The organism is Candidatus Nitrospira bockiana, from assembly GCF_965152565.1.
This window is the reverse complement of the sequence record NZ_OZ224215.1, coordinates 834,586-855,102: the sequence shown is the minus strand read 5'-3', so window position 1 is coordinate 855,102 and position 20,517 is coordinate 834,586. Positions and strand designations below refer to the sequence as shown.

The window sequence follows — 20,517 nt, the reverse complement described above, 5'->3', positions numbered from 1 at the left end:
CCTTACTAACCTGCCTTTTCCCACTGAACAGTCTCAGAGCGTAGAAACTGCACCGCTCCAACGAGTGCCGCATAGTTCAACAGACAAAATGTAAACGCCGCCGAGGTCAGACGCTCTCGGATCCCCATCCGGCACAGTCCCCATCCGGTCAGTGCCATTGAATAACCGAATGCCTGTACCCCCATCAGGACTGCAAACCAGCCGTCCAAGTGGACAAGATTTGTCAGGAAAAGACCGACTAGGGCAAGAGGGGCCCCCAGCCGGCACACCTTGTGAGAGACAAATTGGATGAATAATCGGTTCGACCATGGCTGGATCAGCCTCGGACAGAGGCTGATCGCTTGATAATTTCCTGCCAACGTCCGGACCTTCCGCTTGAACTCGCTCCGGTAATCAGTGGTCACCTGATCGAACGCGAGGGCCCGTTTTTCGAAGACGACACGATATCCCCGCATCGCGATGCGCATGGGCGTAAGCAGATCATCGAGAATTGTACCGGGCGGCAGTGGCTCGAAAAGCTCCTTGCGAATAGCATAGATCGCTCCCGTCGCGCCGACAATAGAATCGATGTCCGCTTCCTTCTGGCGAATCCATTTCTCTATCTGCCAATACAACCCAATGCCTTCCGACGACGCTGACTCGCCCGGATTCGACTCCAGGATCAATTCTCCGCTAACCGCGCCGACGGCCGGATCTGCGAAGTTGGCTACGAGATCGCGGACGGCATTGGGCGAAAACGATTGTCTCGCATCGGCGAACACGACGATCTCCCCACGTGCCGCCGCGACCCCGCAATTCAACGCGACCGCCTTTCCCATTCGAGTGTCCAATTCAACCAGGCTCACTCGCTTCGCATCCGATTGATGAACGATGGAGCTCGTGGCATCGGTCGAGCCATCAGATACCACGACAATGTCCAGCAGCTCCGCTGGATACTCCTGTTGAAGACAGTTATTCAGACGACTCGCAATCCGACCAGCCTCGTTCCATGCGGCAATCACAATCGTGACGCGCGGTGTGACCCGCGCATCGAACCGAGCCGACTTCTTTCTTATTGATCCCCAGACCTGTAACAGCAGTGGATACCCGACATACGTGTAGACGAGAACCGCCAAGCAACCGTAAAACGTGTACTCAACGGGCCCAAACTCTTTAAGGACGTCCATGGTCAATTACCGTCCTGCTTTAGAAGGACAGAACGAAGGTTGAAGCCCGAGCGCCGCAGAGGTGGCGGGTCACCGCGATCCTTGGCCGAGCAAGACTACGCGCGCCGTCTCGAGGAGAATCCGAGCATCCAAGGTCAGCGAGAGATTTTTGACGTAAAACAGATCGTACTGAAGTTTGACGTGGGATTCTTCAGGAGAGGCGGCATAGCGATAACGGATCTGCGCCCAGCCGGTGATCCCCGGCCTCACTGTATACCTGAGATCGTAGTAAGGAATCTTGTTCCGTAGGTCTTGGACGAAGACCGGCCGTTCCGGTCTCGGTCCGACCAAACTCATCTCCCCATGCAAGACATTGATCAGTTGAGGGAACTCGTCGATTCTCCATTTCCGCAGCCATCGGCCGATTCGTGTAATTCTCGGATCTTCGGTCGATGCCCACCGCGCGCCGCTGCTCTCCGCATCAGCCTGCATGGAACGGAACTTCCAGATGGCATATGGGACCCCACGGAGGCCAACCCGGGTCTGCCGATAAAAGACTGGTCCGGACGAGTCGATTTTGATGAGTACTGCCACCATTGCAAAGAGCGGGGCCAGAACGATGAGCCCGAGTGCAGCAACGACGACGTCCAGGAACCGTTTGCAACCCATCGTCCACGCACGTCGGCGAAAGCCTGTCGAAAAGATCAATGTGCTGGGTTTCAACGAATCGATGGAGAGCCGTCCTGACTCCTTTTCGAACAGGTCATGACCGTCGACCACCTCAATTCCCATCGCTTTGAAGTCGAGCAACGTCTGCACTGGCAGCCTTCCGCCGCGACGGTCGTTCAAGCAGACCGCAATCGTCTTGACCCGATACTCCCTTACGATCTCATGCAGGTCATCGAACGTCCCGATGATGCCTGGATTGACCACCCGCTCGCCGATTCTGGCCGGGTCGTTTTCGATAAATCCCAACAGCTCATAACGGAATTTCCCACGTGAAAGCAGGAGCTGGCCCAGATCCTTCGCGAGCCGGTCTGAACCTAAAATCAGTACACGATTCTTGGTCGTGGGCAGGCCTCGTTCCGCGGCAACAGAGCGTTGGTGGGTCCGAATGGCCTCAGCCGTGTTCTTGGTCGCATTCATGCCCGAGGCGCTTCCTTTCTCCCCGCGGCAAAGTACTCGTATCCCTCTTTCATATAGTAAGGGATCACTTCTGACTGCAGTCCATTGAGCACAATGCACGGCTCCGTTCGCGGCTTGAGCGTATTGAGGGCCTTCTGAACCACTGCCTGGCGGGTCACGCCGGCACGGATCACGAGCGCCACGACGTCAGCCATCCCAGACAGAACGTGCATGTCCGCCAACGGCAGAATAGGAGGTGCGTCGATGATGATGTAGTCGAACCGCTGACGGAGATCCGTGATGACCCTGGCGAGATGGTTCATTCTCGACAGCTCGATCGATTGATCGTCTGTGCTGCCCGCAGGGATGACCCACAAAGGAATATCACCTTGCGAATGAAGGGTTTCGTCCACGAGCCGTTCCCCCATCAGGATATCCTGAAGGCCGGGCCTGAGAACCGTGCCCATATAGCCGTGGACCGCAGGACGCTTGAGATCGGCATCGATGATCAGCGTTGATTTGCCCAGGTCTCTCGCTAGGACGTAGCCAAGGTTTGCCGCGACGGCTGATTTGCCTTCCCCTTTGACGGCACTGGTCACAATGACGACAGTGCTCGGCCTTGTGCCTTGCATCAGTGTCAGCCGAGTTGCCGCGACCCGGAACTGTTCCGCCACGACGGACCAGGGCCTCCATTTGCTGACCAGGTTCAATTCGAGAGGCAACTGCTCGGCTTCCTGCTGGTGCTTCCGCCAACGCACCCAACGAGACGTCCACGATTTTGAGTTTCCGTTGTTGGAGGCCTTCCCATTCGAGACCTGAGTCGTTTCTGATGAGATCTGGTAGGAATCAGGAGCAGGAATGGCCGGGAGCTTCGGCGTGTGCGCCAAGAGACGTGTGGAGCTTCGGCTGGACATCATCGCAAACGCGCTCTGAAAGAGCGGGATCGAGGCTAAGATCGGCAATCCTAAGAGCGCTTCTACGTCCTCGGACTTCCGGAATGCCGGTTGGAGCTGCTCGAGGACAATTGGTGCCCCGAACCCCAAGCCACAACCGACGGCCAGGCCGAGCAGCATGATGCGAAGGACATCCGGCTTGTCTGGTTTCTCCGGCATGTTGGCGGGGTCGATGATCCGGAATTGCTCGCCTTTTTGGCGCTTCTCGAGGTTTTCAGCCACGCGTGCATTGAGCCGTTTCTCCAGCAAGGAGCGATAGTTCTCCTGCATGTTGCCGTAATCACGGACCAGGATCATCAGCTCTTGCTCGCGAGTCGGCGTGCGCTCAACGCGCCCTTCGTAGTCTTTCTTTTGTCCCTGAATGCGTCGCTCTCTCTCTTTGAGGCTCGTGATGTCCAACTTGATCTCGTCGCGCTGTTTCAACAGTTCTCTCAAGTACGGATCCACATTCGCGTATTTCGACTCGTCTTTCGCGTCAGATCCTTCGTTCTTTTCGGCCAGTTGAGCACGGAGCCGTTCGATCTCCTGCTTCGTCATGATGATGTCTGGATACGACTCCTTATACTCCGACGAGAGGATGGCCAGGTTACGCTCCAATTCTCTCAGCCGTGCTGCAACCGGGTCGACCCGACCGATTCCTTCAGCCACCCCAGGAATGGTGGTGCCAGTTGCCTGATATTCCTTAATCGCCTTCTCCATTAATGCCAGGCGATCGGTATAACGATGGATGGCTTCATTGATCCCCGCCTGATCAGCCTGAAGACGATCGAGCGCACGAAGATTGGCTTCCATCTGACCAGGAAGTTCCCCCATATATTTAGCCTTGAATGCGCTAATCGCCTGCTCTTGTGCCTCAAGCCTTGCCTTGGCCAGGTTTAGTTCCTGCTCCAAAAACTCAGACGCCCCCTCGACAAGCTGTTCTCTAACCTTCAGGTTCTGTTCAATGAATTGCGAAGCAAGCTTAGCCGTCACCTTCATAGCTATGGCAGGATTTTCATGAGCATACGAAATTGAGAAAGCCTCTACGCTTTTTCCTCTGGCTGTTGAAGTACCCACCATCTCAACCTTAATCTGCTTCCTCATCCCTTCTATTACTGCCTCAAGCCCGTCACGGCGTGCTTGGTCCTGGTACAGCTTAAACTCATCGACAATCTGGCTTAGTAAGGTTCGGCTCATGACCTGTTGTTGAATCATTGTCAAGCGCTCTTCTACGTTGGAGCCGATGATACCCTTGACGTAATTTTCCGGTATCTTTTGATCCTCTACCAGAATGAGACTGCTCGACCGATAGCTCTTAGGAAGTACAAAGCACAGGACAGCTGCCACCAAGATTGAGCTAAGAAAGAGACCTACAACGAGCCACCTGTTCCGAACGATAATATTCCAGTAATCTTGCGGTGTCAGAGCAGGATTGGCAGTCATATTAGTTCCATGTCCCTGTCAAAGTGAGGCTAACCATGTTCCTGTCAAATTCGTATTGTTGGCCTAGAAACTTGTTTGTGTACTCACTGTGACTGGCAGACCCAGAGACTGAAACGTTTCGGGTAATCATATAATTGACGGTGGCACTAACAGTATAGGATTCATACGATATAAGCCCAGACGGAACAGATTCATTTAAAGCATATGCAGCGCGTGCCGACCCGACAACTCTTTGAGTAAAGCTATGAGAAATAGAAAGCGCGAGGACCTGGCTAAGAAGGGGCACTCCTTGGATGAAAAAGCTAGGAAACACCGTCCGAGAGTATTGAGCATGAATTCGATATTCCTCTAGCTTCCAATCCAAACCAAGATTAGCGAGGTATTGCACACTGTTTCCTGCACTTGCCCCCCCTACAATGGTTAGCCCCGCTGACATATCAGCAGTAAGAGTCGGTGTTACCAATCGTTGCCAAGCGATCAAGCCACCATTTGTGGTGAAGCCGCTACTGCTCGCAGCAGTCTTGAAGTCCATTTGCTGGTACTGATAGTTGAGGCTAAGGGTGTCTCTCCCAGAAACCTGGAACTGAGGACCAAGTGTTAGGGTTTGAAATGTTGTGTCGAAAAATCCCCCGAACTCTGGACTGGCAAAAGCGGTCCCAAAACGAATTAGTCTATGTTGATACTGACCCTGAAGCGTTGTAACTGCTGTCAGAGGATATGCTGCTGCAGCTGTTCCAATATTGGTAAAAGAATTAGCTCGTGATGCCTGTATTCCTCGTATAAACGCGTCGGGGACGACTCCTTGACCTGTCTGCGGTGTGAGGAAGGAAGGAGGCTCGGGCGTGAAGCGGAAAGCGTCTGTGACTTCGAGCTTCATTCCTCGGATCACTTGGCTGATCGCCTGATCAAAATTGAGATCAATTGCCCCGTTTGCTGCGACGAAGTTGAGCCCGGTATTCTTAGCATACGTCTGACTAGTTACTCCTGCCCTTATTCTTCCATCGATAAGCCTGCCCCGGTGTTCAACTTCCAGGAGAGGAGCGACCGTTGTTACAAAGTCCTCAAGATTGGCTCCTGGCACAAAAAATACATTACTGTCGTACCTCTCCGTAACGGACAGTGACGGGATGAATCGGGTTTCCGACTGCTCGGCTTGAACTGGCGTGACACGCATTGCAATCAAGACCAACGCACCGAAGAGGAACCACCAAGGGCAGTGAGGCCGGAATCCGAGCACACTGCCCTTATGGCACCACAACGATGTCTCCTGCCTTCAGGATGAAGTTGCCTCGCTCCCCCTTTCCGGATAACAGATCGTCGTAGCGGACGGGGATGCGCATCTCGTGGGTGCGGCCGTCGCCGTTCGGCATCGTCGTTACCACCTGCATTTTGTTTTTCGATGCGAAGAGGGTAAATCCCCCGGCGAGGGCGATGGCTTGCAGGACGCTGGTATTTGCCTTCAGTTGATATTTCCCCGGCTTCGTCACTTCACCCAAGACGTAGATGCTGTAGCTGTTCACCTCTTTGACCGACACGGTCACCGACGGGTTCTCTTTGTATTCCTTCAACCGGTCGGCAATCCGAGCCGCGAGCTGGTTGGCCGTGAAGCCGCTTGCCTGCACGTCGCCGATCAGCGGCATGCTGATCATGCCATCCGGACGCACCACCACCTGGCGCGAGAGGTCCTGATTGCGCCACACGGTGACGTCCAACACATCTTCCGGCCCAAGGAGGAATTCGTTCGACTGGGGAGCGGTATCTTTTGCGAGGTCCTTATGGCGGTTCACACAGCCGGTCGTTACCGTCAGGATCAGGACAGAGACCAAGCACCACATCAATTTCATGGCATCAACACCATTGTTTCAGCCGGAACGACGATGGTATCGCCCGGCTTCAGTTCGATGTTCTGACGATGGCCATCCCGCAGGACGATGTCGTCGTAACTGGCTTTCATCCGTTCATCCCCGGAGCCGTTTTCACCGAATCGAAAGACGACGATCTTGTTGCGGGCGGCCGTGGGGGTGAACCCGCCGGCGATCGTGATGCCCTGGAGCAGCGTCGTTTTGCTCTTCAAGGCATATTTGCCTGGCCGCTGCACTTCGCCCAGGACGAAGATGGCGTAGCTGTTCACCTCCTTCACCACGATGGCGACGGAGGGATTCTCCTTGTAGTCCTTGAGCTTCGCGGCAATGTCTTCGGTGAGTTGGGAGGGCGTTCTTCCGACTGCATTGACATCGCCGATGAGCGGCATCGAGATCCTGCCGTCCGGCCTAACCGCGACCACCTTCGAAAGATCCTGATTTCGCCACACCGTGATCTCCAGCACGTCCTCGGGGCCGATGATGTAATCCTTTGTCACGATCAGCGAGGACTTTTCCGTCGATGGCACACCGGTCGTCGATCCGGCCGTCGATGCAGCCGTCACAGCCGGCTTGGCAGGGGGTGTGCTGCTCGCGGCCATCTGCTGTGCGAAGGCGGGTTGCGCCAGCAGGGGTAGGATCAGACAGGCCGCGAGGGTCCAAATGCCTGGGCGCTTCATCTTCCGCCTCCTATCAGGATGTTGAAAAAGGCATACGGCCGGGAAGGGGCGTGTCTTAGCGCGGTTGGGGCGGGCCGTATCATTGGCGACCTTTGGAACATCCTAATCGCTGTTCTCCACACCGAACTGTCATGTGAAGTCTTGTTGCTCTTAGAGTCTGGTTCTGATGAAGGCGATGATTGCTACAGCACAAACTTGAGGCCGACAAAGTGCAGGTCGTGCGGACCCATGGGGACAGGACGCGTCCACGCCACCTCAGCCAACGTTGGGATATGGGTCATGTGGATCGGCACGGGAACATGAACCTTCAATAACTGCAACGGCTCAGGAGCGTGGTCCATGACGAGCAGCATGCCGCCGGAGCTGATATTGATGGTGAGGGCTTTTCCCCGACGGCTACTGAAGTTGGATTCGAAGAGGTCGGGATCGATGGGGCTGGTGCTTTCATATTGGATGGGGCGGATCATGGTCACCCGTTCGCTGTGCTTTTGCTGGCTCGGTGTCGTCGGCCAGTCCCAATCAGATGCCGCCATGATCTCCCCTCCCGTCGTAAAGAATTCCACGTCGCGCCCTCCTCATGAAGTCAAATTAGCCTAGCATCTGTCAGGGCCGTGTCAACGTTTGCGCGCTGGATCAGCCGACCGATCACGTTGTGATGCCGGTGAAAATTACTCCTTGCTCATCACGGCAGCAATCCGTCAGAAGTAGACACTAACCCCCTACGAAAGAAGCACCGGATTTGACAAGGATCTTTTCCCATCGCTTCCTGTATGGGGCCTGTCTCAGTGTCAGCGATGAGACAGAGATGAGACAACGACTCCACCCTGATTCGGTCTTGATCGTTCCTCCTTAGGATCTTTAACCCACTGTTTCATCAGGAGGAATGGGGGCTGATCCTTATGGCATCGAGGTTGTAGGGAAAGGGGTGGACGTAGCTCGCCGGCGGCTTCGACATTAGTCTGATTGCAAACCGCATGATGAGTCGTTATCCTTGCGGTTCACCAAGCATCATTTAGTAGATGAATGGTCATAGGGGTAACAAGGAGCAAGTCATGAAAAGCGCGGGGCACGACAGCTTGATGGACAAATCAGAATTCTCACATGACCTGCAGGGGCCCGCCGACCTCAGAGGCGGGCCAGGAATTCTGATCCTCTCCACCGATAACAAACTGCTTCACATGAACCGCCGGGGCTGGGAGTTGATCAAACAGATCAACGAAGTTCAGGCCGTTCGAGCTGGTGGGCTCCTCCCCAACGCCGTCACTGAAATCTGCTCCGAAATTCAAAACCTCCTCCGCGCGCAACTCGGATCCAAGGATTGGGAACAGTTGGAAGTGCGGCGCCTGTCCGGCGACCCCAAACGCCCGGTTCTCTTGCGTGGGTTCGGCCTTCCAGGGGTGGACCCCGCCCAACACGCCCGGGTCCTCATCGTGATGGAATTGATGGGCCGTCGGGAGAAAGTCGCCCAGCAGATGAAGGAGCGGTTTCAGTTGACCGATCGGGAGCAAACGGTCGTGCAGAATCTCGCGAAGGGCCTCACGAACAAGGAAATCGCGGCACAGCTCGGCATCACCGAACCCACCGTCAAAGCGCACATCAAGCATATAATGGAAAAGACCAAGTGCTCAACGCGGACCGGCATCGTCGCCCAGGTCCTCAGATGAGCCATTCGTTCGGGTAATGCGGGCTGTCCAGCCCGCATTACCGATGTCTTCCCTCTCATCTCCTGGCTTCCCACCGGACACTACAGACCTTCCCGATCTTCTCATCGTCGCAGGAAGTCATTGCAAGGGCCACTGGAAGGAAGCAGGCTCACCGCCCTTCTGATCAGACCCCGCTCTCCCGTCCAGTACGCCAACTTTCTTAGGTGCTTGGTTGAATTGATCTTTTTGCTAGGTTTCACTACTCTCAGCCCCGCCTTTGTCCTAGCTCTTCGATTCCAATACCAATTAGAAACGCGGTCACCTCGCCTACTCGCGTGGTCGCACTGCATAGCATGGAGTACGGAATGCGGGAACACACCAGGTGGAAGGATGTTGGTGATCTGAACAAAGGGACTGTTCCAGCCGATCATTGCGGTTTTACCCTCGAGGCGCTGGAGCCCAGAGTGCTCCTGAACGCCTCGTTCGACATTCAGCCTTCCTCCTTCGAGGCCCCCGTTCAGCAGTCGCCCGTGACACTCCTCGAGAGCCAGACAGAGCAAGCGCCGGTGTCGACGAACGGCATTGTTCTCGGCTCCTTTGGGGCTGTTTCAGGGGGATCCTCCTCAGACCTGACCCTTCGTGATTCCGACATGACCGCGATCACCTTTGCCCTCACCGGCCCTGGAGTCGGACGAGTGGAGGAGACTTCAGAAGGTTGGAATGTCCATGTCGAGGGCACGGACAGCAGTTCGAGGCTGACGATCACGACCACCGGGGGCGACAACCGGGTGGTCTTGAACAGCATTATTCTCGAGGATTCGCTCGGCTCCCTCGTCGGGACGACCACACGGGTACAGGATCTTGTCTTGGCGAAGGGAGCACTGGGGTCATTGACAGTGGGGGCAGTCGATGGAGGGACGATTATCGCCCCGTCCATCCGTACTGTCGGTATTCTGAACGATCTCCATGACGCCCGCATCCTCGTCGGGTCCTCTCAAGCACTGGGCGACGCTTCCGTTCCGGCAGCCGACGCCGCCACTGAGGCTGGCTCGCTTCGTGTTCTCTACGTGGGCGGCTCCGTGTCGAAATCGCTGATCGTTGCCGGTCCCGATGCCTCACTCGGCCAATCAGCCGGTACGGCGGAGAAGGCAGGCGCAATCGGCATGATTTGGATCAATGGCTCGCTCAGCACCGACAGCCAGATCATTGCGCCCAAGCTACCCGAGACGGCATGGATCGACGCCATCTCCGTCAAGACGGCAGGCGACCCACGATTTGACACAGCGGCACCGGCAACGAGTACCAGTACGGCTAGTAACTCCGTGAGTACGGCCGGCAACTCCGATGCCCCTGCGACGACTTCCACCGCCAACAAGTCGGTCAGCAGTATTTCGGCCACTACTACCAGCAGTACTTCGGCCACTACTACTCATTGGAATGCCACACTCGGGCTGTGGAAGACCCACATGCTCGAATACGGGAAGCGGCACGCGGACACCATGCGCGGCTACAACCCAAAGACAGAATCCAGTTTGGGTTCCACGTACTATGACGCAGAACGGGTCTACTACCAGATCGCACGCTATACCGGGGATTCAAGCTGGCTGAGTACGGCGCGGCTTGCCGAGACGTTTTATCGGGACGCCTATGTCCTGGAAGAAGGCGGGGCCGTCCCGGGCTACTGGAACTTCACGCGAGGCCTGCGTCTTGATTACGAACAGACCGGGGATGCGCAGTCAAAACAAGCGATCATCCTCCTGTCTCAAAAAGCCGACTACGCCAAGGACTCCTCTTCCTTGTCTTGGTCGACCTCCTCGGAGCTCAGCCGAGAGGTCGCCTATGCCCTCATGGCTCATCTCGACGCGGAAGCCGTTGGTGCGACCCCTCGTACCCGAACGGCCGGGCTGATCGATCAGGCCTTGGGACACCTGGACCAATGGTTCGTGTCCAAGACCGCGCCATACATGAGACCGTTTATGGTGGGGCTCACCATGCAGGCCCTGATCCAGGCCTATGAAGCCGCTCCTGATGCTCGTATTCCCCAGGCCATCAAGACTGCGCTCGATGGGCTATGGGCACGCACATGGGTCCCCAGCAGTCAGGCCTTTATGTATACCGACCGGGTCACCGCGCACGGCGGAACCGGCCCGGCTCCGGATCTGAACCTCCTGATCGCCCCGGCTTACGCCTGGCTCTACAAGCAGACGGGCGATGGGACGTACCGCGATCGCGGGGATCAGGTCTTCGAAGGCGGCGTCAAATATGCCTATCTGACGGGGGTGAAGCAGTTCAATCAGAACTATATGTGGAGTTTTGATTATGTGCGCTGGAGGGGGGAAGCGGAGACTCTGTATTAACAGGATGTTGAAAAAGTCCCCCAGCTTTGTTCTCGCGTCGCTCAGGACCTCAACGTACCGCACCACGGGGAGAGAGCTGTCTTGGCAACTCGGGGTGGGAGGGTGAAAAGGAAACGCCTCGGTCAAGACACTGCCGGCTCACCATCTCGCCGGCGCGCACATGCGTGGCGTCACTTATTCGTGACGCCGTGCGCCTCGCTGCGGCCGCGCTGGATAGCCTTTTTGAACATCCTGCGGGTCTGCCACAACGGACGCCTTGGCTGCTGCTCGGTTTCACAGGAGCGTGCCCCGGCACCACGCCGTGCTCTTGACGGATAACGGTGGGCCAAAGCAGCAGGCGCCATCCAGCTTCTGAATCGCATTCTTGGCTGATTGGGGAAGCGCCATTTGGACGAACCCATACCCCAATGAGTGCCCCTTTTCGTCCCGAGCGATCTCTGCCGTGACGACCAACCCATAGCGCTCGAATAAGTGCCGGAGATCCTCGGGTGTCACCGTCGCCGGCAGGTTACCGACGCGCAACATGGGATCGGTGACCTCATCTTGATCACTATGACTTGGCTTCATCGGTCTCGGGGCTTTTCGCCTTCCAGGCTCGAGCCGTCTCATTTCAGCCTTGTACCCAGTTTCCCCATGGCCCACAACTACTCGAAAGACGTACCCACCTATCGAAGGTCATAGGGGTCGACTCTTTATCGGCTCGACTGCTCCCGCCTCGGCGTTTCGGCCCATCCTGCTCGGTTTCGCGGCTCTGTCTCTCCTGGCTTCATCACCGTCCTTGCCTGAGACGACCGCCTCGTCATGCTTTCCCCCGTCTGCCGGAAAATCCTTACACCTCGTTCAATTCACGGCTGATAGGCGTCGGCGGCGGCCGTCGATAGAGTCAACGTGAGGCAGCAAGAAGGAGGTGTTGTCATGGCACACGCGGAGAAAGCCATTCCCAATCCAATCCAGATCCAGAAGTTCTTGGGGGGCATCGACTACCCCACCGACAAGGCGACGTTGATCAAGACGGCCCGTGAAAAGGGCGCCGATGAAAACGTGCTGAACGCGCTCAACGAAATGCGTGCTGAGCGCTACAACAGCCCAAACGACGTGTCCGAGGAGATCGGCAAACTTCGCTGATCGCCTCGAGACCAATGGATTGAAGGAGGATATGATGAACAGAACGCTGACGATGACGGCCTTGGCCGCTGCGATCGCCATTCCGGGGCTCTCGCTCGCCGAACAGAAAGACCCGGCGGCCGTCGTGACGCCCTCGACCCCGGGGCCCGTGTTCCCGCAAAGCTCGAAGTGCACGTCCTTTTCCCCCTGCACCAACATCATGGGGGAGGTGCTGAAGATCGAGGAATCGTACTGGATCCGCGATCTCAACGGCCGCGAGGTGCACATCAAGGTGACGCCGGAAAGCAATATGCGCGAGCTCCCCAAGGTCGGGGACAAGGTGACGGCGCAGGTCGACTCGACGGGCGACGTGCAGGCGATTGCCAAGATCGACGAGTTCCCCAAGCCGCCGCAGGTTCAAATGCCGTCTTCGACCCACCAGGACCTCCGCTGACGTTGCCGAGACCGGGAGACGATCTGGTCTCCCGGTCTCGCCTTTCTTGCCGCTCTTCCCCGACCACACTCAGGACAAGATGCGCCCGCCTGCGCATTGTGCGACCGGCCGCAATCATCGTTGCGCCGCGTTGTCCCGATCTCTTCCGTCGTGACAGGGTGAACGGGATTTGTGGACAAAGCGCAATCCCTTAGGACGCCGCGTTCACCCCACTCTGTGAAGAGCGTGCACCTCATTGGTCTCAGTCTTGCACCGCCTCCATACGAGCTTTGACCGCAACCACTCAAGGAGGAACGCATGGCGCGCGACGACCAGCGACAGGAGCAAGAACGTGGTGAGAACGAGATGGAGGCGATCAGTGCCTTGGACCTGCTCCGAGAGGACCATCGCAAGGTTCAGGAACTGTTCGAGGAGTTCGAGCAAGCAGACAAGCGATCGCGCCAACGCATCGCCGAGCAGGCGCTCGAGGATCTGGAGATTCACACGAAGCTCGAAGAAGGGTTGATCTACCCGGCCATCCGGCAAGAGATCGACGATGAGGAGATCATGGACATGGCGCTCGAAGAGCATCATGTGGCCACGCTGCTGATCAAGGAACTGCGCAAGATGGAGCCCAAGGACGAGCGCTACCAGGCGAAGTTCAAGGTGCTGGCCGAGAGCGTCCGGCACCACATCGAGGAGGAGGAAAGCCAAATTCTCCCACAGGCCGAAGAGCTGGACCTGGACTTCGAGGACCTCGGGCAGAAGGCCATGGCCAAAAAAGAGCAACTGACGGGAAAAGCCGGCGGCGGAACCAAGAAGAAGAAAGCCCAGAACGGACGGCCCCGGAAACGCAAGGCAGCCTAGCGGAATGGGGGTATGGGGTAGGGGTATGGGGTAGGGGGTATGGGATAGGCTGGAACACCTACCCCATATCACTCTATCCCTTTACCCCTACTTATCCCCCTACTTAAGTGCTCGTGCAGCAGCGGCTCTACTTGCTCCAAGTGCTGCTTCAGCCGGGGCTCGTCGGCTGTGCGTTTCGCCTGCTCGACGAGGTCGAGGACTTTCCGGTGCATGCCGACTTCGTGCTCGATATACATCCGGTCGAACTCGCTCCCGGATTGGTGCTTCAGCGTTTCCATGGCCCGATTGTGCTCCAACACCAGCTTGTGCCCGATTTCCGGCTGCACGGGCACCAGCCCCAACCTTTCGGAGAGTTCCGTGCCTTGCTCGAGCAGGGCGGCATGATCCCCGACCATTCGGCTTGCGAATGCCTTGACATCGGGGCTCGTCGCCTTTTCTTGCGCCAGTCGCCCGCCTTCGATATCGCTCTTATTCGCCAGCGCGAGCAGCGACAGGATGTTGGCATCCGACAGGTGCGGTGCAGACGCCCGTATCGTAGTCTTAGGCGATTCGGCCGTCCGCTTGGGTTCTTCGGCACAGCCCTGCAGAGCGAGCAGGCCGGCTGCAGAGAGGACCACTGTGACCACGCATCCGGCCAAATACCCGGCTTTCATCATCTTCCTCCTTTGGTGCTCGACGGCCCTTCCAGGGCCGCTTCTCTTGATGGTATTCCACCCGGCTGACCAGCGGAATCGGACGCGCGTCGATGCAGGTGTGCTCATCTCCGCCGGACCGGTATCAGCCTTGTCTTCAACGCTGCTGCAGGGAGCGGTGATCCCGTGACGCCTGTAGGAGCCGCGCCGACTGTCAAGCCGGTGCCGAGTTTGCTTAGCTGAACGATGATGCTTACTCCTCAACTTGACTGGTCACGGCTGTTCATTCCCGACACCCCGCTCCTCGAAATCGTTCTCCGCGGGTCCATCGTCTACCTCGGCATCTTCATGCTGCTCCGCCTGGTGCTCAAGCGACAGGCGGGCATCGTCGGCATCGCCGATTTACTGGTCGTCGTCCTCATCGCCGATGCGGCGCAGAACGCCATGGGTGCGGACTACCGCTCGATCACCGACGGTCTCATCCTCGTGGCGACGATCGTCTTCTGGAGCTATGCCCTGGATTGGCTCGGGTATCGCTTCCCGGCCTTCGAGCACTTCGTTCACCCGCCGCCGCTTCGCCTGATCGAACGCGGGCGGTTGCTCCATCACAACATGGCCAAGGAGTTGCTGACGGAAGAGGAGCTGCGCAGCCAGCTCCGGCAGCAGGGCATCGAAGACCCGCGCAAGGTGAAGGAGGCCAGCATGGAAGGGGATGGACGGATCAGCGTGGTGGCGGACAAAGACCAGAATCACGCGCCATCCCGGCGGGGCGTCTAGCTCTCCGATGTGTGATGAACGGGGATGGTGCAGGTGACGGGATCGCCCCTGCTCGGCGCCGCTTTCTTGAGCTGTCTCCTCGCGGTCGGTTGCGCCGACTTGCCAAGGTTGTCCGGTCCGCCTTCCAGCCGCTTCGACCGCCGCTGCATCCCGCATTCCACCGAGCTCCGCGCCGTCTCCCTCAGTGAGCTGTCCGGGCCTTCCACACGGCGGGAGGCCCCGCCCATCGAGCAGGCGCCGACTACGCTCTCTCCCCGCTCGATGGAAATCGCCGAGATCATCGACGCCCTCCCCCTCATCTCGTACATCGCCACCCGGCAAGGTACCCCCGGGACGCTGGAAGGCGAGGTCGCCCTGCTGAAGGCCAAACAACAACTGCTGGGACGGATCCTCCTGGCGAACCTGGAAGTGTCCAGCACAGCGGCGGAAGCGGGATGCGAGCAGGAACGGGCCGATTGGATTGCGGATCGCTTGGAAGAGGCGCAGGCCTCACGGGTCAAATATCACACGCTGGCCGGCGTCATCTTCGGAGGATTGGCGAACATTCTCGCCGGCGGCCTCGCCCTGGCCGCCGGTGAGACGGCCGCGGGGGAGATCGCCTCGATCGTCGGTGGGGCGTTCGGCACACTCTTCGGTGCCAGTGCCTTGTTCCAAGAGACGGAACAAGCCTTCCGCCATCCACGCAACCTGCTCCGTGAGATTTGGGAGGGGCCGAACGACACGAAGATCTTCCCCCGCTCCGTCTGGCGCTATCTCAACCGAACCCGTACGGGTCCGGGCACCGGCCAAACGCTCCGGCAGGAAATCATTGCCCGCTGGCAGGACGAACGCCGCCTCGGCCCTGCGGGGAGCGACTTACAGGCGCGACGCGCGGCCCTGCTCTTCGGTGACGGAGGGATCTACGAGATCCAGGACTTCCGGGCCCGCGCCGCCATGCTCGAAACGCTTCAAGCCTCTATCAACTTGATGCACGAAGACCTGGAGCAGTTGATCCGCGAGGTGCTCATCCAGGAAGCCATCGTCGAGTGAGCGGCCTGACAGCCGGTGTCGCCCTTTCATTCGCAGTGCGGGTGATACACCTCCATCATGTCGATGTTGACCGTCGCCGGGTAGAACTCGCCGAACTGATTCATCGCCCAGCCCTTCCGGAGATTCCGCTCCTTCAGCAGGACCGGGGGACCGACGTAGCCCGGACACACCAGCGACCAGACGACGAACTGATGGGACGCCTCTCCGCTGCCGCGCCAATAGCAGTCATAGTAGTCGATTTGGAACACGCTGCCATCCGCCTGAAACGTCTCGGTCGTCGGCTGTAGCGCGCAGGTCGGATTGCCCTGAAGCACCAACGCGAGGAACAGCGCGATCGCGTTCATTGTCACGGGAGACTCCTTTGTAGTTTGCGGCTGACAATAGCAAAAGGAGGACCAGGGACGAACGGCACTTCGTCGCGGTGTTCCGATATGTGCTCGCTCGGCCGAGCGAACAGGCTGGGCGTCCCGCGGAGCACCTTGTCTTCACGCCTCCACGCCGTCCGGGCACTACCGATGCAGCAGCCGCGATTCTTTCTACAGTCGCCCTCGCCACGCACCGATGGCTGATGCTTCGCGGCCGCGTTACAACGAACGCAGTATCTGAGTACATGTTGAGGTTAAGGTTGAGGCTAAGGGGCAGACTGGCAGGTTGTGGCCCCTTCCGAGATCCGAACCCTTAACCTGAACCTTGTATCTTTCACCTGATCTTTTACTATGACGCGAGCATGAACCCCGGACGTGATAGGCCGATGAACCTTCGGTCCCGTAGACCGTGGTTGAGCGTGGTCGTCACGTCCTTGCCTCCCCAAGCTCGTACAGTTGCCTGGGCCGTGAGCCCGCATCGTGGCAAGGCCGAGCGAGTCGGAGGCCTTCACGAGGAGGAGCACCCATGACTGACACGCCTCGCTTTGTTGGCATTGACGTCTCCAAGGAGCAGCTTGACTGCGCCGAGCGGCCGTCGGGGGCGCGGCAGGTGGTGCCGTACACCGAGGCCGGTCTCAAGGCGTTGGTGGAGCAGTTCCAAGCCGCGCGTCCGGTCGCCATCGTGGTCGAGGCGACGGGGCGCCTCGAACTGCCGCTGGTGAGCGCCCTGGCGGCTGCGGGGCTGCCGGTCTGCGTCGTCAATCCGCGGCAGGTGCGCGATTTTGCCAAAGCCACCGGGCGGTTGGCCAAGACCGATGCGCTGGACGCCGCCGTCCTGGCGCAGTTTGCCGAAGCGGTCCGGCCGGCGCCCCGGCCGATCGCCGATCAGGCCACCCAGGAGCTGCGGGCGCTGCTGACCCGCCGGCGGCAGCTCCTGGACATGCGGACCGCCGAGCAGAACCGCCTGGGGACGGCGCCCCGGCGTGTGCAGCGCCAACTCGAGGCCCATCTCGCCTGGCTGGACCGCCACCTTGCCCAGGTCGATGAGGAGCTCTCGCAGTTGATCCAGTCGCTGCCGCTGTGGCGCGCAAAGGAGGATCTGCTGCGCAGCGTGCCGGGCGTTGGCCCGGTGATGAGCCGCACGCTCCTGGCGGAACTCCCGGAACTCGGCACCCTGAGCCACAAACACCTGGCGGCCTTGGTCGGGGTGGCGCCGCTCAACCGCGACAGCGGCACGCTGCGCGGCCGGCGCACCTGCTGGGGCGGCCGTGCCCCCGTGCGGCAGGTCCTCTATATGGCGACGCTGGTCGCGGTGAAGTGGAATCCGGTGATCAAGGCGTTCTATGGCCGACTCCGGGCCGTCGGCAAGGCGCCCAAGGTCGCCCTGGTCGCCTGCATGCACAAGCTCCTGACCATTCTCAACGCGATGGTCAAACATCAATCACCGTGGCGAGTCAGCTCGCCCGCTTGACAATCAAGACAGTTGCTCAACCTTCTTTAGGGTGTGCAATGGCTCAAGGCGAATCGAAGCAGAAGAAGCAGCAACAACCGCCGCAACACCAGGATCGCCAGCCGGGGATCGAGTCCGAGATGACTCCGCGGCCGCGGAGCGAGGACCCCGGCTATCGCGGAAGCGGGAAGCTCAAGGACCGCGTGGCGCTCATCACCGGGGGCGACAGCGGAATCGGCCGCGCGGTCGCGGTGGCGTTCTCACGCGAGGGGGCGGACGTCGTGATCGTGTATTTGAACGAGCACAAGGATGCGGAGGACACGACACGCCTTGTGGAGAAAGAGGGCCGGCGCTGCCTGTCGATTGCCGGGGACGTGGGGACCGAGTCGTGCTGCCGGGACACGGTCCAGCGCACGATCGAGCGCTTCGGCCGATTGGACGTGCTCGTGAACAATGCCGCCGAGCAGCACCCGCAGGAGACGATCGACAAGATCACCGCCGATCAACTCGAGCGCACGTTTCGCACGAACATCTTCTCGTTCTTCTTCATGACCCAGGCGGCGCTTCCGCACTTGAAGCGGGGGAGCACGATCATCAACACCACCTCGGTCACCGCGTACAAAGGGAACCCGCTCCTCCTCGACTATTCCTCGACCAAAGGCGCCATCGTGGCGTTCACGCGGTCGCTCGCGCTGGCCCTGGCGGAGAAGGGCATCCGCGTCAATGCGGTCGCCCCGGGCCCGATTTGGACGCCGCTGATCCCCTCCACCTTTCCGCCCGACAAGGTCGAGACGTTCGGGGGAAACGTGCCGCTGGGGCGGGTGGGACAGCCCGAGGAGGTGGCGCCGAGCTACGTCTTCCTGGCTTCCGATGACGCGTCCTACATGACGGGACAGGTCTTGCACCCCAATGGCGGCACGATCGTGAACGGATAGGAGGTCAGAGCCGCCATGGCGCCATCCCAGCTCATCCAGGAAAAGCCGGTCTTTTGGGACTACCGCCTCGCGGAGACGCTCGAGGCCGACGTCCGGGCCCTGGCCGGTGAGATCGGCGAACGCAACACCGTCCGCTTCCACAACTTGGACCGTGCGGCGGCGTTCATCACGGGCTCGTTGGAGTCCATCGGGCTCGCCGTCCGGCCTCAGACGTATGAAGTCGATGGGCATTGCTGCCAGAACATCCAAGCCGAGCTGCCGGGGGCCGGGGACGCGGAGGACATCATCGTCATCGGCGCCCACTACGACTCGATTCGGGGAGGCCCGGGAGCCGACGACAATGCCAGCGGGGTCGCGGCGCTGCTCGGGCTTGCACGGGCGTTCGCCGGCACCCGCCTGAGTCGTACCGTCCGGTTCGTGGCGTTCGTGAACGAAGAGCGTCCCTACCTCCGCACGCGGGCGATGGGGAGCGTCGTCTATGCGAGCCAGTGCCGCCAGCGACGCGAGCAGGTGATCGGCATGTTGAGCCTGGAGACACTCGGCTACTATCCCGGTTACGATCGCCCGCAATCCGACCCGCTGCCCGCGAGGCTGCTGCGGCCCGTCCAAGGCTCCTTCGTGGCGCTCGTCAGCAACCTGGCGTCCCGCCGACTGTTGCACGTCGCCGCCCACACCTTTCGACGGGCGAGCGAATTTCCGGTCAGGGCATTCGTCCTTCCGGGTTTTCTGCCGGGCGTCAAGTCGTCCGACCACTGGTCGTTCTGGCAGCAGGGCTATCCGGCAATCATGGTCACCGATACGGCGCCGCTTCGGTATCCCTTCTATCACACGGCCCACGACACCCCGGACAAGCTCAGCTATCGCGCCTTGGCGCAGGTCGTGATCGGCCTGCGCCACGTCATCACCAGGCTGGCGACGGGAGACAGTGCTGAGTACTGAGTACGACAGGAGACAGTGCTGAGTACTGAGTGCTGAGTGCTGAATGGGAAAGGATCTTCCGTTTTCTCTCGCTGATCAGTACTACTCAGCACTCAGCACTCAGCACTTCTTAAAAGGAGGACACCATGGCTACTGAACAGAGTATGAATGCGGTTGAGATGCTGAAGAAGGATCACGAGAAGGTGAATCAGTTATTCGGGCAGTATGAACAGGCGGCCCCGGGGGACCGGAGCGCGATCGTCGCGCAACTGTTCAACGAGCTCCAGATCCATGCGGCGTTGGAGGAAGAGATCTTCTACCCCGCGGTCCGCACGGAGCTGGACACCGAGGACATCGTCGACGAGGACATCGAGGACGACGAGGAGACCGCCGAGGAGGAGGACGACACCGTCGACGACGCGGAGGACAGCGAGGACGTCATTGCCGTCGCGTACGAAGAGCATGAGGCGGTGAAGGACCTCATCAAGGCGCTTCGCAAGATGGACCCGGCCGCGCCGGCCTACCAGGAACGGTTTGCGGAGCTCAAGGAAGCCGTGCTCGATCACGTCTCCGAAGAGGAGGAAGTGATCCTGCCGGCCGCCCAACTCAAACTGGATCTCCAGGCACTCGGCGAACGGATGCAACAGCGGCGGATCGCCCTCGCCTCCTCGATGGCTGCCTGAGCTGCTCACGGCGTGCGGGTGCGGCGCGCCGCGCTCGCACGTCCCTTGCCCATCTTCTCGATCGACATCGCCCCAGCCCTTCCCTATCCCAGGTCTTTTCCTTAATGGTTCTCAACATCTTGCAGTAAAGTCCCTAGGCA

At 59.2% G+C, this 20,517-nt stretch carries 21 protein-coding genes; 11 read left to right on the top strand and 10 right to left on the bottom strand.

What is annotated here, in order from left to right:
- Positions 1–5: 5 nt before the first annotated feature.
- From ACWHYV_RS04370 to ACWHYV_RS04340, 7 genes are all read right to left on the bottom strand, one after another.
- Positions 6–1,166 carry a glycosyltransferase family 2 protein gene (locus tag ACWHYV_RS04370; protein ID WP_447979438.1) on the bottom strand — a complete coding sequence of 387 codons (1,161 nt, stop codon included), beginning with the start codon at positions 1,164–1,166 and terminating at the stop codon, positions 6–8.
- A gap of 69 nt (positions 1,167–1,235) precedes the next feature.
- A complete protein-coding gene (locus ACWHYV_RS04365) occupies positions 1,236–2,291 on the bottom strand; it encodes a TIGR03013 family XrtA/PEP-CTERM system glycosyltransferase (RefSeq protein WP_447979437.1) in 1,056 nt (351 codons plus the stop codon).
- Positions 2,288–4,645: an XrtA system polysaccharide chain length determinant gene (locus tag ACWHYV_RS04360; RefSeq protein ID WP_447979436.1), complete on the bottom strand. Its 2,358-nt coding sequence runs from the start codon at positions 4,643–4,645 to the stop codon at positions 2,288–2,290. The genes ACWHYV_RS04365 and ACWHYV_RS04360 overlap by 4 nt, the downstream gene beginning before the upstream one ends.
- Position 4,646: 1 nt before the next feature.
- The gene (locus ACWHYV_RS04355; protein WP_447979435.1) at positions 4,647–5,882 is read right to left on the bottom strand and encodes an outer membrane beta-barrel protein; all 1,236 of its coding nucleotides are present in this window, start codon (positions 5,880–5,882) and stop codon (positions 4,647–4,649) included.
- A gap of 7 nt (positions 5,883–5,889) precedes the next feature.
- Complete coding sequence (locus ACWHYV_RS04350; protein ID WP_447979434.1) at positions 5,890–6,489, bottom strand: polysaccharide biosynthesis/export family protein; 600 nt, start codon at positions 6,487–6,489, stop codon at positions 5,890–5,892.
- Positions 6,486–7,184, bottom strand: coding sequence for a polysaccharide biosynthesis/export family protein (locus ACWHYV_RS04345; RefSeq protein ID WP_447979433.1), 699 nt, complete (start codon positions 7,182–7,184; stop codon positions 6,486–6,488). Before ACWHYV_RS04345 ends, ACWHYV_RS04350 begins: the two co-directional genes overlap by 4 nt.
- A 182-nt stretch (positions 7,185–7,366) precedes the next feature.
- Positions 7,367–7,747, bottom strand: coding sequence for a PilZ domain-containing protein (locus ACWHYV_RS04340; protein ID WP_447979432.1), 381 nt, complete (start codon positions 7,745–7,747; stop codon positions 7,367–7,369).
- 489 nt (positions 7,748–8,236) lie between these two features.
- Here ACWHYV_RS04340 and ACWHYV_RS04335 point away from each other — a divergent pair, with 489 nt between their 5' ends.
- The gene (locus ACWHYV_RS04335; protein ID WP_447979431.1) at positions 8,237–8,848 is read left to right on the top strand and encodes a response regulator transcription factor; all 612 of its coding nucleotides are present in this window, start codon (positions 8,237–8,239) and stop codon (positions 8,846–8,848) included.
- A gap of 344 nt (positions 8,849–9,192) precedes the next feature.
- Positions 9,193–11,184 carry an LEPR-XLL domain-containing protein gene (locus tag ACWHYV_RS04330; protein WP_447979430.1) on the top strand — a complete coding sequence of 664 codons (1,992 nt, stop codon included), beginning with the start codon at positions 9,193–9,195 and terminating at the stop codon, positions 11,182–11,184.
- A 273-nt stretch (positions 11,185–11,457) separates the two neighbouring features.
- Here ACWHYV_RS04330 and ACWHYV_RS04325 read toward each other — a convergent pair whose 3' ends face one another.
- Positions 11,458–11,709, bottom strand: coding sequence for an RNA recognition motif domain-containing protein (locus ACWHYV_RS04325; protein ID WP_447979429.1), 252 nt, complete (start codon positions 11,707–11,709; stop codon positions 11,458–11,460).
- Positions 11,710–12,099: 390 nt separating this feature from the next.
- Here ACWHYV_RS04325 and ACWHYV_RS04320 point away from each other — a divergent pair, with 390 nt between their 5' ends.
- The 3 genes from ACWHYV_RS04320 (at position 12,100) to ACWHYV_RS04310 (ending at position 13,588) form a co-directional block, all read left to right on the top strand.
- Positions 12,100–12,309 carry a DUF2795 domain-containing protein gene (locus ACWHYV_RS04320; protein WP_447979428.1) on the top strand — a complete coding sequence of 70 codons (210 nt, stop codon included), beginning with the start codon at positions 12,100–12,102 and terminating at the stop codon, positions 12,307–12,309.
- 34 nt (positions 12,310–12,343) lie between these two features.
- Positions 12,344–12,742 (top strand): hypothetical protein, encoded by a 399-nt coding sequence (locus tag ACWHYV_RS04315; protein ID WP_447979427.1) that lies wholly within the window; start codon positions 12,344–12,346, stop codon positions 12,740–12,742.
- 297 nt (positions 12,743–13,039) lie between these two features.
- Positions 13,040–13,588, top strand: coding sequence for a hemerythrin domain-containing protein (locus ACWHYV_RS04310; protein WP_447979426.1), 549 nt, complete (start codon positions 13,040–13,042; stop codon positions 13,586–13,588).
- Between the two features lie 68 nt (positions 13,589–13,656).
- On the opposite strand, the gene ACWHYV_RS04305 is transcribed toward ACWHYV_RS04310, so the two are convergent.
- Positions 13,657–14,244, bottom strand: coding sequence for a DUF4142 domain-containing protein (locus ACWHYV_RS04305; protein ID WP_447979425.1), 588 nt, complete (start codon positions 14,242–14,244; stop codon positions 13,657–13,659).
- Positions 14,245–14,466: 222 nt separating this feature from the next.
- Here ACWHYV_RS04305 and ACWHYV_RS04300 point away from each other — a divergent pair, with 222 nt between their 5' ends.
- Together ACWHYV_RS04300 and ACWHYV_RS04295 are read left to right on the top strand one after the other, a co-directional pair.
- Positions 14,467–14,997 (top strand): DUF421 domain-containing protein, encoded by a 531-nt coding sequence (locus tag ACWHYV_RS04300; RefSeq protein WP_447979424.1) that lies wholly within the window; start codon positions 14,467–14,469, stop codon positions 14,995–14,997.
- Between the two features lie 33 nt (positions 14,998–15,030).
- The gene (locus ACWHYV_RS04295; RefSeq protein WP_447979423.1) at positions 15,031–16,026 is read left to right on the top strand and encodes a hypothetical protein; all 996 of its coding nucleotides are present in this window, start codon (positions 15,031–15,033) and stop codon (positions 16,024–16,026) included.
- 26 nt (positions 16,027–16,052) lie between these two features.
- Here ACWHYV_RS04295 and ACWHYV_RS04290 read toward each other — a convergent pair whose 3' ends face one another.
- On the bottom strand, positions 16,053–16,376 hold the full coding sequence (locus ACWHYV_RS04290) for a hypothetical protein (protein WP_447979422.1): 324 nt from the start codon (positions 16,374–16,376) through the stop codon (positions 16,053–16,055).
- A gap of 541 nt (positions 16,377–16,917) precedes the next feature.
- On the opposite strand from ACWHYV_RS04290, the gene ACWHYV_RS04285 reads away from it, so the two are divergent.
- The 4 genes from ACWHYV_RS04285 to ACWHYV_RS04270 all read left to right on the top strand — a co-directional run bounded on the left by ACWHYV_RS04285 (position 16,918) and on the right by ACWHYV_RS04270 (position 20,377).
- Positions 16,918–17,862 carry an IS110 family transposase gene (locus tag ACWHYV_RS04285; RefSeq protein ID WP_447976880.1) on the top strand — a complete coding sequence of 315 codons (945 nt, stop codon included), beginning with the start codon at positions 16,918–16,920 and terminating at the stop codon, positions 17,860–17,862.
- 38 nt (positions 17,863–17,900) lie between these two features.
- Entirely contained in the window at positions 17,901–18,776 is an 876-nt protein-coding gene (locus tag ACWHYV_RS04280) for an SDR family oxidoreductase (protein ID WP_447979421.1), read from the top strand.
- Positions 18,777–18,791: 15 nt separating this feature from the next.
- The gene (locus ACWHYV_RS04275) at positions 18,792–19,715 is read left to right on the top strand and encodes a M28 family peptidase (protein WP_447979420.1); all 924 of its coding nucleotides are present in this window, start codon (positions 18,792–18,794) and stop codon (positions 19,713–19,715) included.
- A gap of 125 nt (positions 19,716–19,840) precedes the next feature.
- Entirely contained in the window at positions 19,841–20,377 is a 537-nt protein-coding gene (locus ACWHYV_RS04270) for a hemerythrin domain-containing protein (RefSeq protein ID WP_447979419.1), read from the top strand.
- Positions 20,378–20,517 lie beyond the last annotated feature (140 nt).

What these genes read in the sequence shown, in the direction of transcription:
- ACWHYV_RS04370 (WP_447979438.1), bottom strand. Translation starts at nt 1,166, where the DNA reads ATGGACGTCCTTAAAGAGTTTGGGCCCGTTGAGTACACGTTTTACGGT.
- ACWHYV_RS04365 (WP_447979437.1), bottom strand. Translation starts at nt 2,291, where the DNA reads ATGAATGCGACCAAGAACACGGCTGAGGCCATTCGGACCCACCAACGC.
- ACWHYV_RS04360 (WP_447979436.1), bottom strand. Translation starts at nt 4,645, where the DNA reads ATGACTGCCAATCCTGCTCTGACACCGCAAGATTACTGGAATATTATC.
- ACWHYV_RS04350 (WP_447979434.1), bottom strand. Translation starts at nt 6,489, where the DNA reads ATGAAATTGATGTGGTGCTTGGTCTCTGTCCTGATCCTGACGGTAACG.
- ACWHYV_RS04345 (WP_447979433.1), bottom strand. Translation starts at nt 7,184, where the DNA reads ATGAAGCGCCCAGGCATTTGGACCCTCGCGGCCTGTCTGATCCTACCC.
- ACWHYV_RS04335 (WP_447979431.1), top strand. Translation starts at nt 8,237, where the DNA reads ATGAAAAGCGCGGGGCACGACAGCTTGATGGACAAATCAGAATTCTCA.
- ACWHYV_RS04330 (WP_447979430.1), top strand. Translation starts at nt 9,193, where the DNA reads ATGCGGGAACACACCAGGTGGAAGGATGTTGGTGATCTGAACAAAGGG.
- ACWHYV_RS04325 (WP_447979429.1), bottom strand. Translation starts at nt 11,709, where the DNA reads ATGTTGCGCGTCGGTAACCTGCCGGCGACGGTGACACCCGAGGATCTC.
- ACWHYV_RS04320 (WP_447979428.1), top strand. Translation starts at nt 12,100, where the DNA reads ATGGCACACGCGGAGAAAGCCATTCCCAATCCAATCCAGATCCAGAAG.
- ACWHYV_RS04315 (WP_447979427.1), top strand. Translation starts at nt 12,344, where the DNA reads ATGAACAGAACGCTGACGATGACGGCCTTGGCCGCTGCGATCGCCATT.
- ACWHYV_RS04310 (WP_447979426.1), top strand. Translation starts at nt 13,040, where the DNA reads ATGGCGCGCGACGACCAGCGACAGGAGCAAGAACGTGGTGAGAACGAG.
- ACWHYV_RS04305 (WP_447979425.1), bottom strand. Translation starts at nt 14,244, where the DNA reads ATGATGAAAGCCGGGTATTTGGCCGGATGCGTGGTCACAGTGGTCCTC.
- ACWHYV_RS04300 (WP_447979424.1), top strand. Translation starts at nt 14,467, where the DNA reads ATGATGCTTACTCCTCAACTTGACTGGTCACGGCTGTTCATTCCCGAC.
- ACWHYV_RS04285 (WP_447976880.1), top strand. Translation starts at nt 16,918, where the DNA reads ATGACTGACACGCCTCGCTTTGTTGGCATTGACGTCTCCAAGGAGCAG.
- ACWHYV_RS04280 (WP_447979421.1), top strand. Translation starts at nt 17,901, where the DNA reads ATGGCTCAAGGCGAATCGAAGCAGAAGAAGCAGCAACAACCGCCGCAA.
- ACWHYV_RS04275 (WP_447979420.1), top strand. Translation starts at nt 18,792, where the DNA reads ATGGCGCCATCCCAGCTCATCCAGGAAAAGCCGGTCTTTTGGGACTAC.
- ACWHYV_RS04270 (WP_447979419.1), top strand. Translation starts at nt 19,841, where the DNA reads ATGGCTACTGAACAGAGTATGAATGCGGTTGAGATGCTGAAGAAGGAT.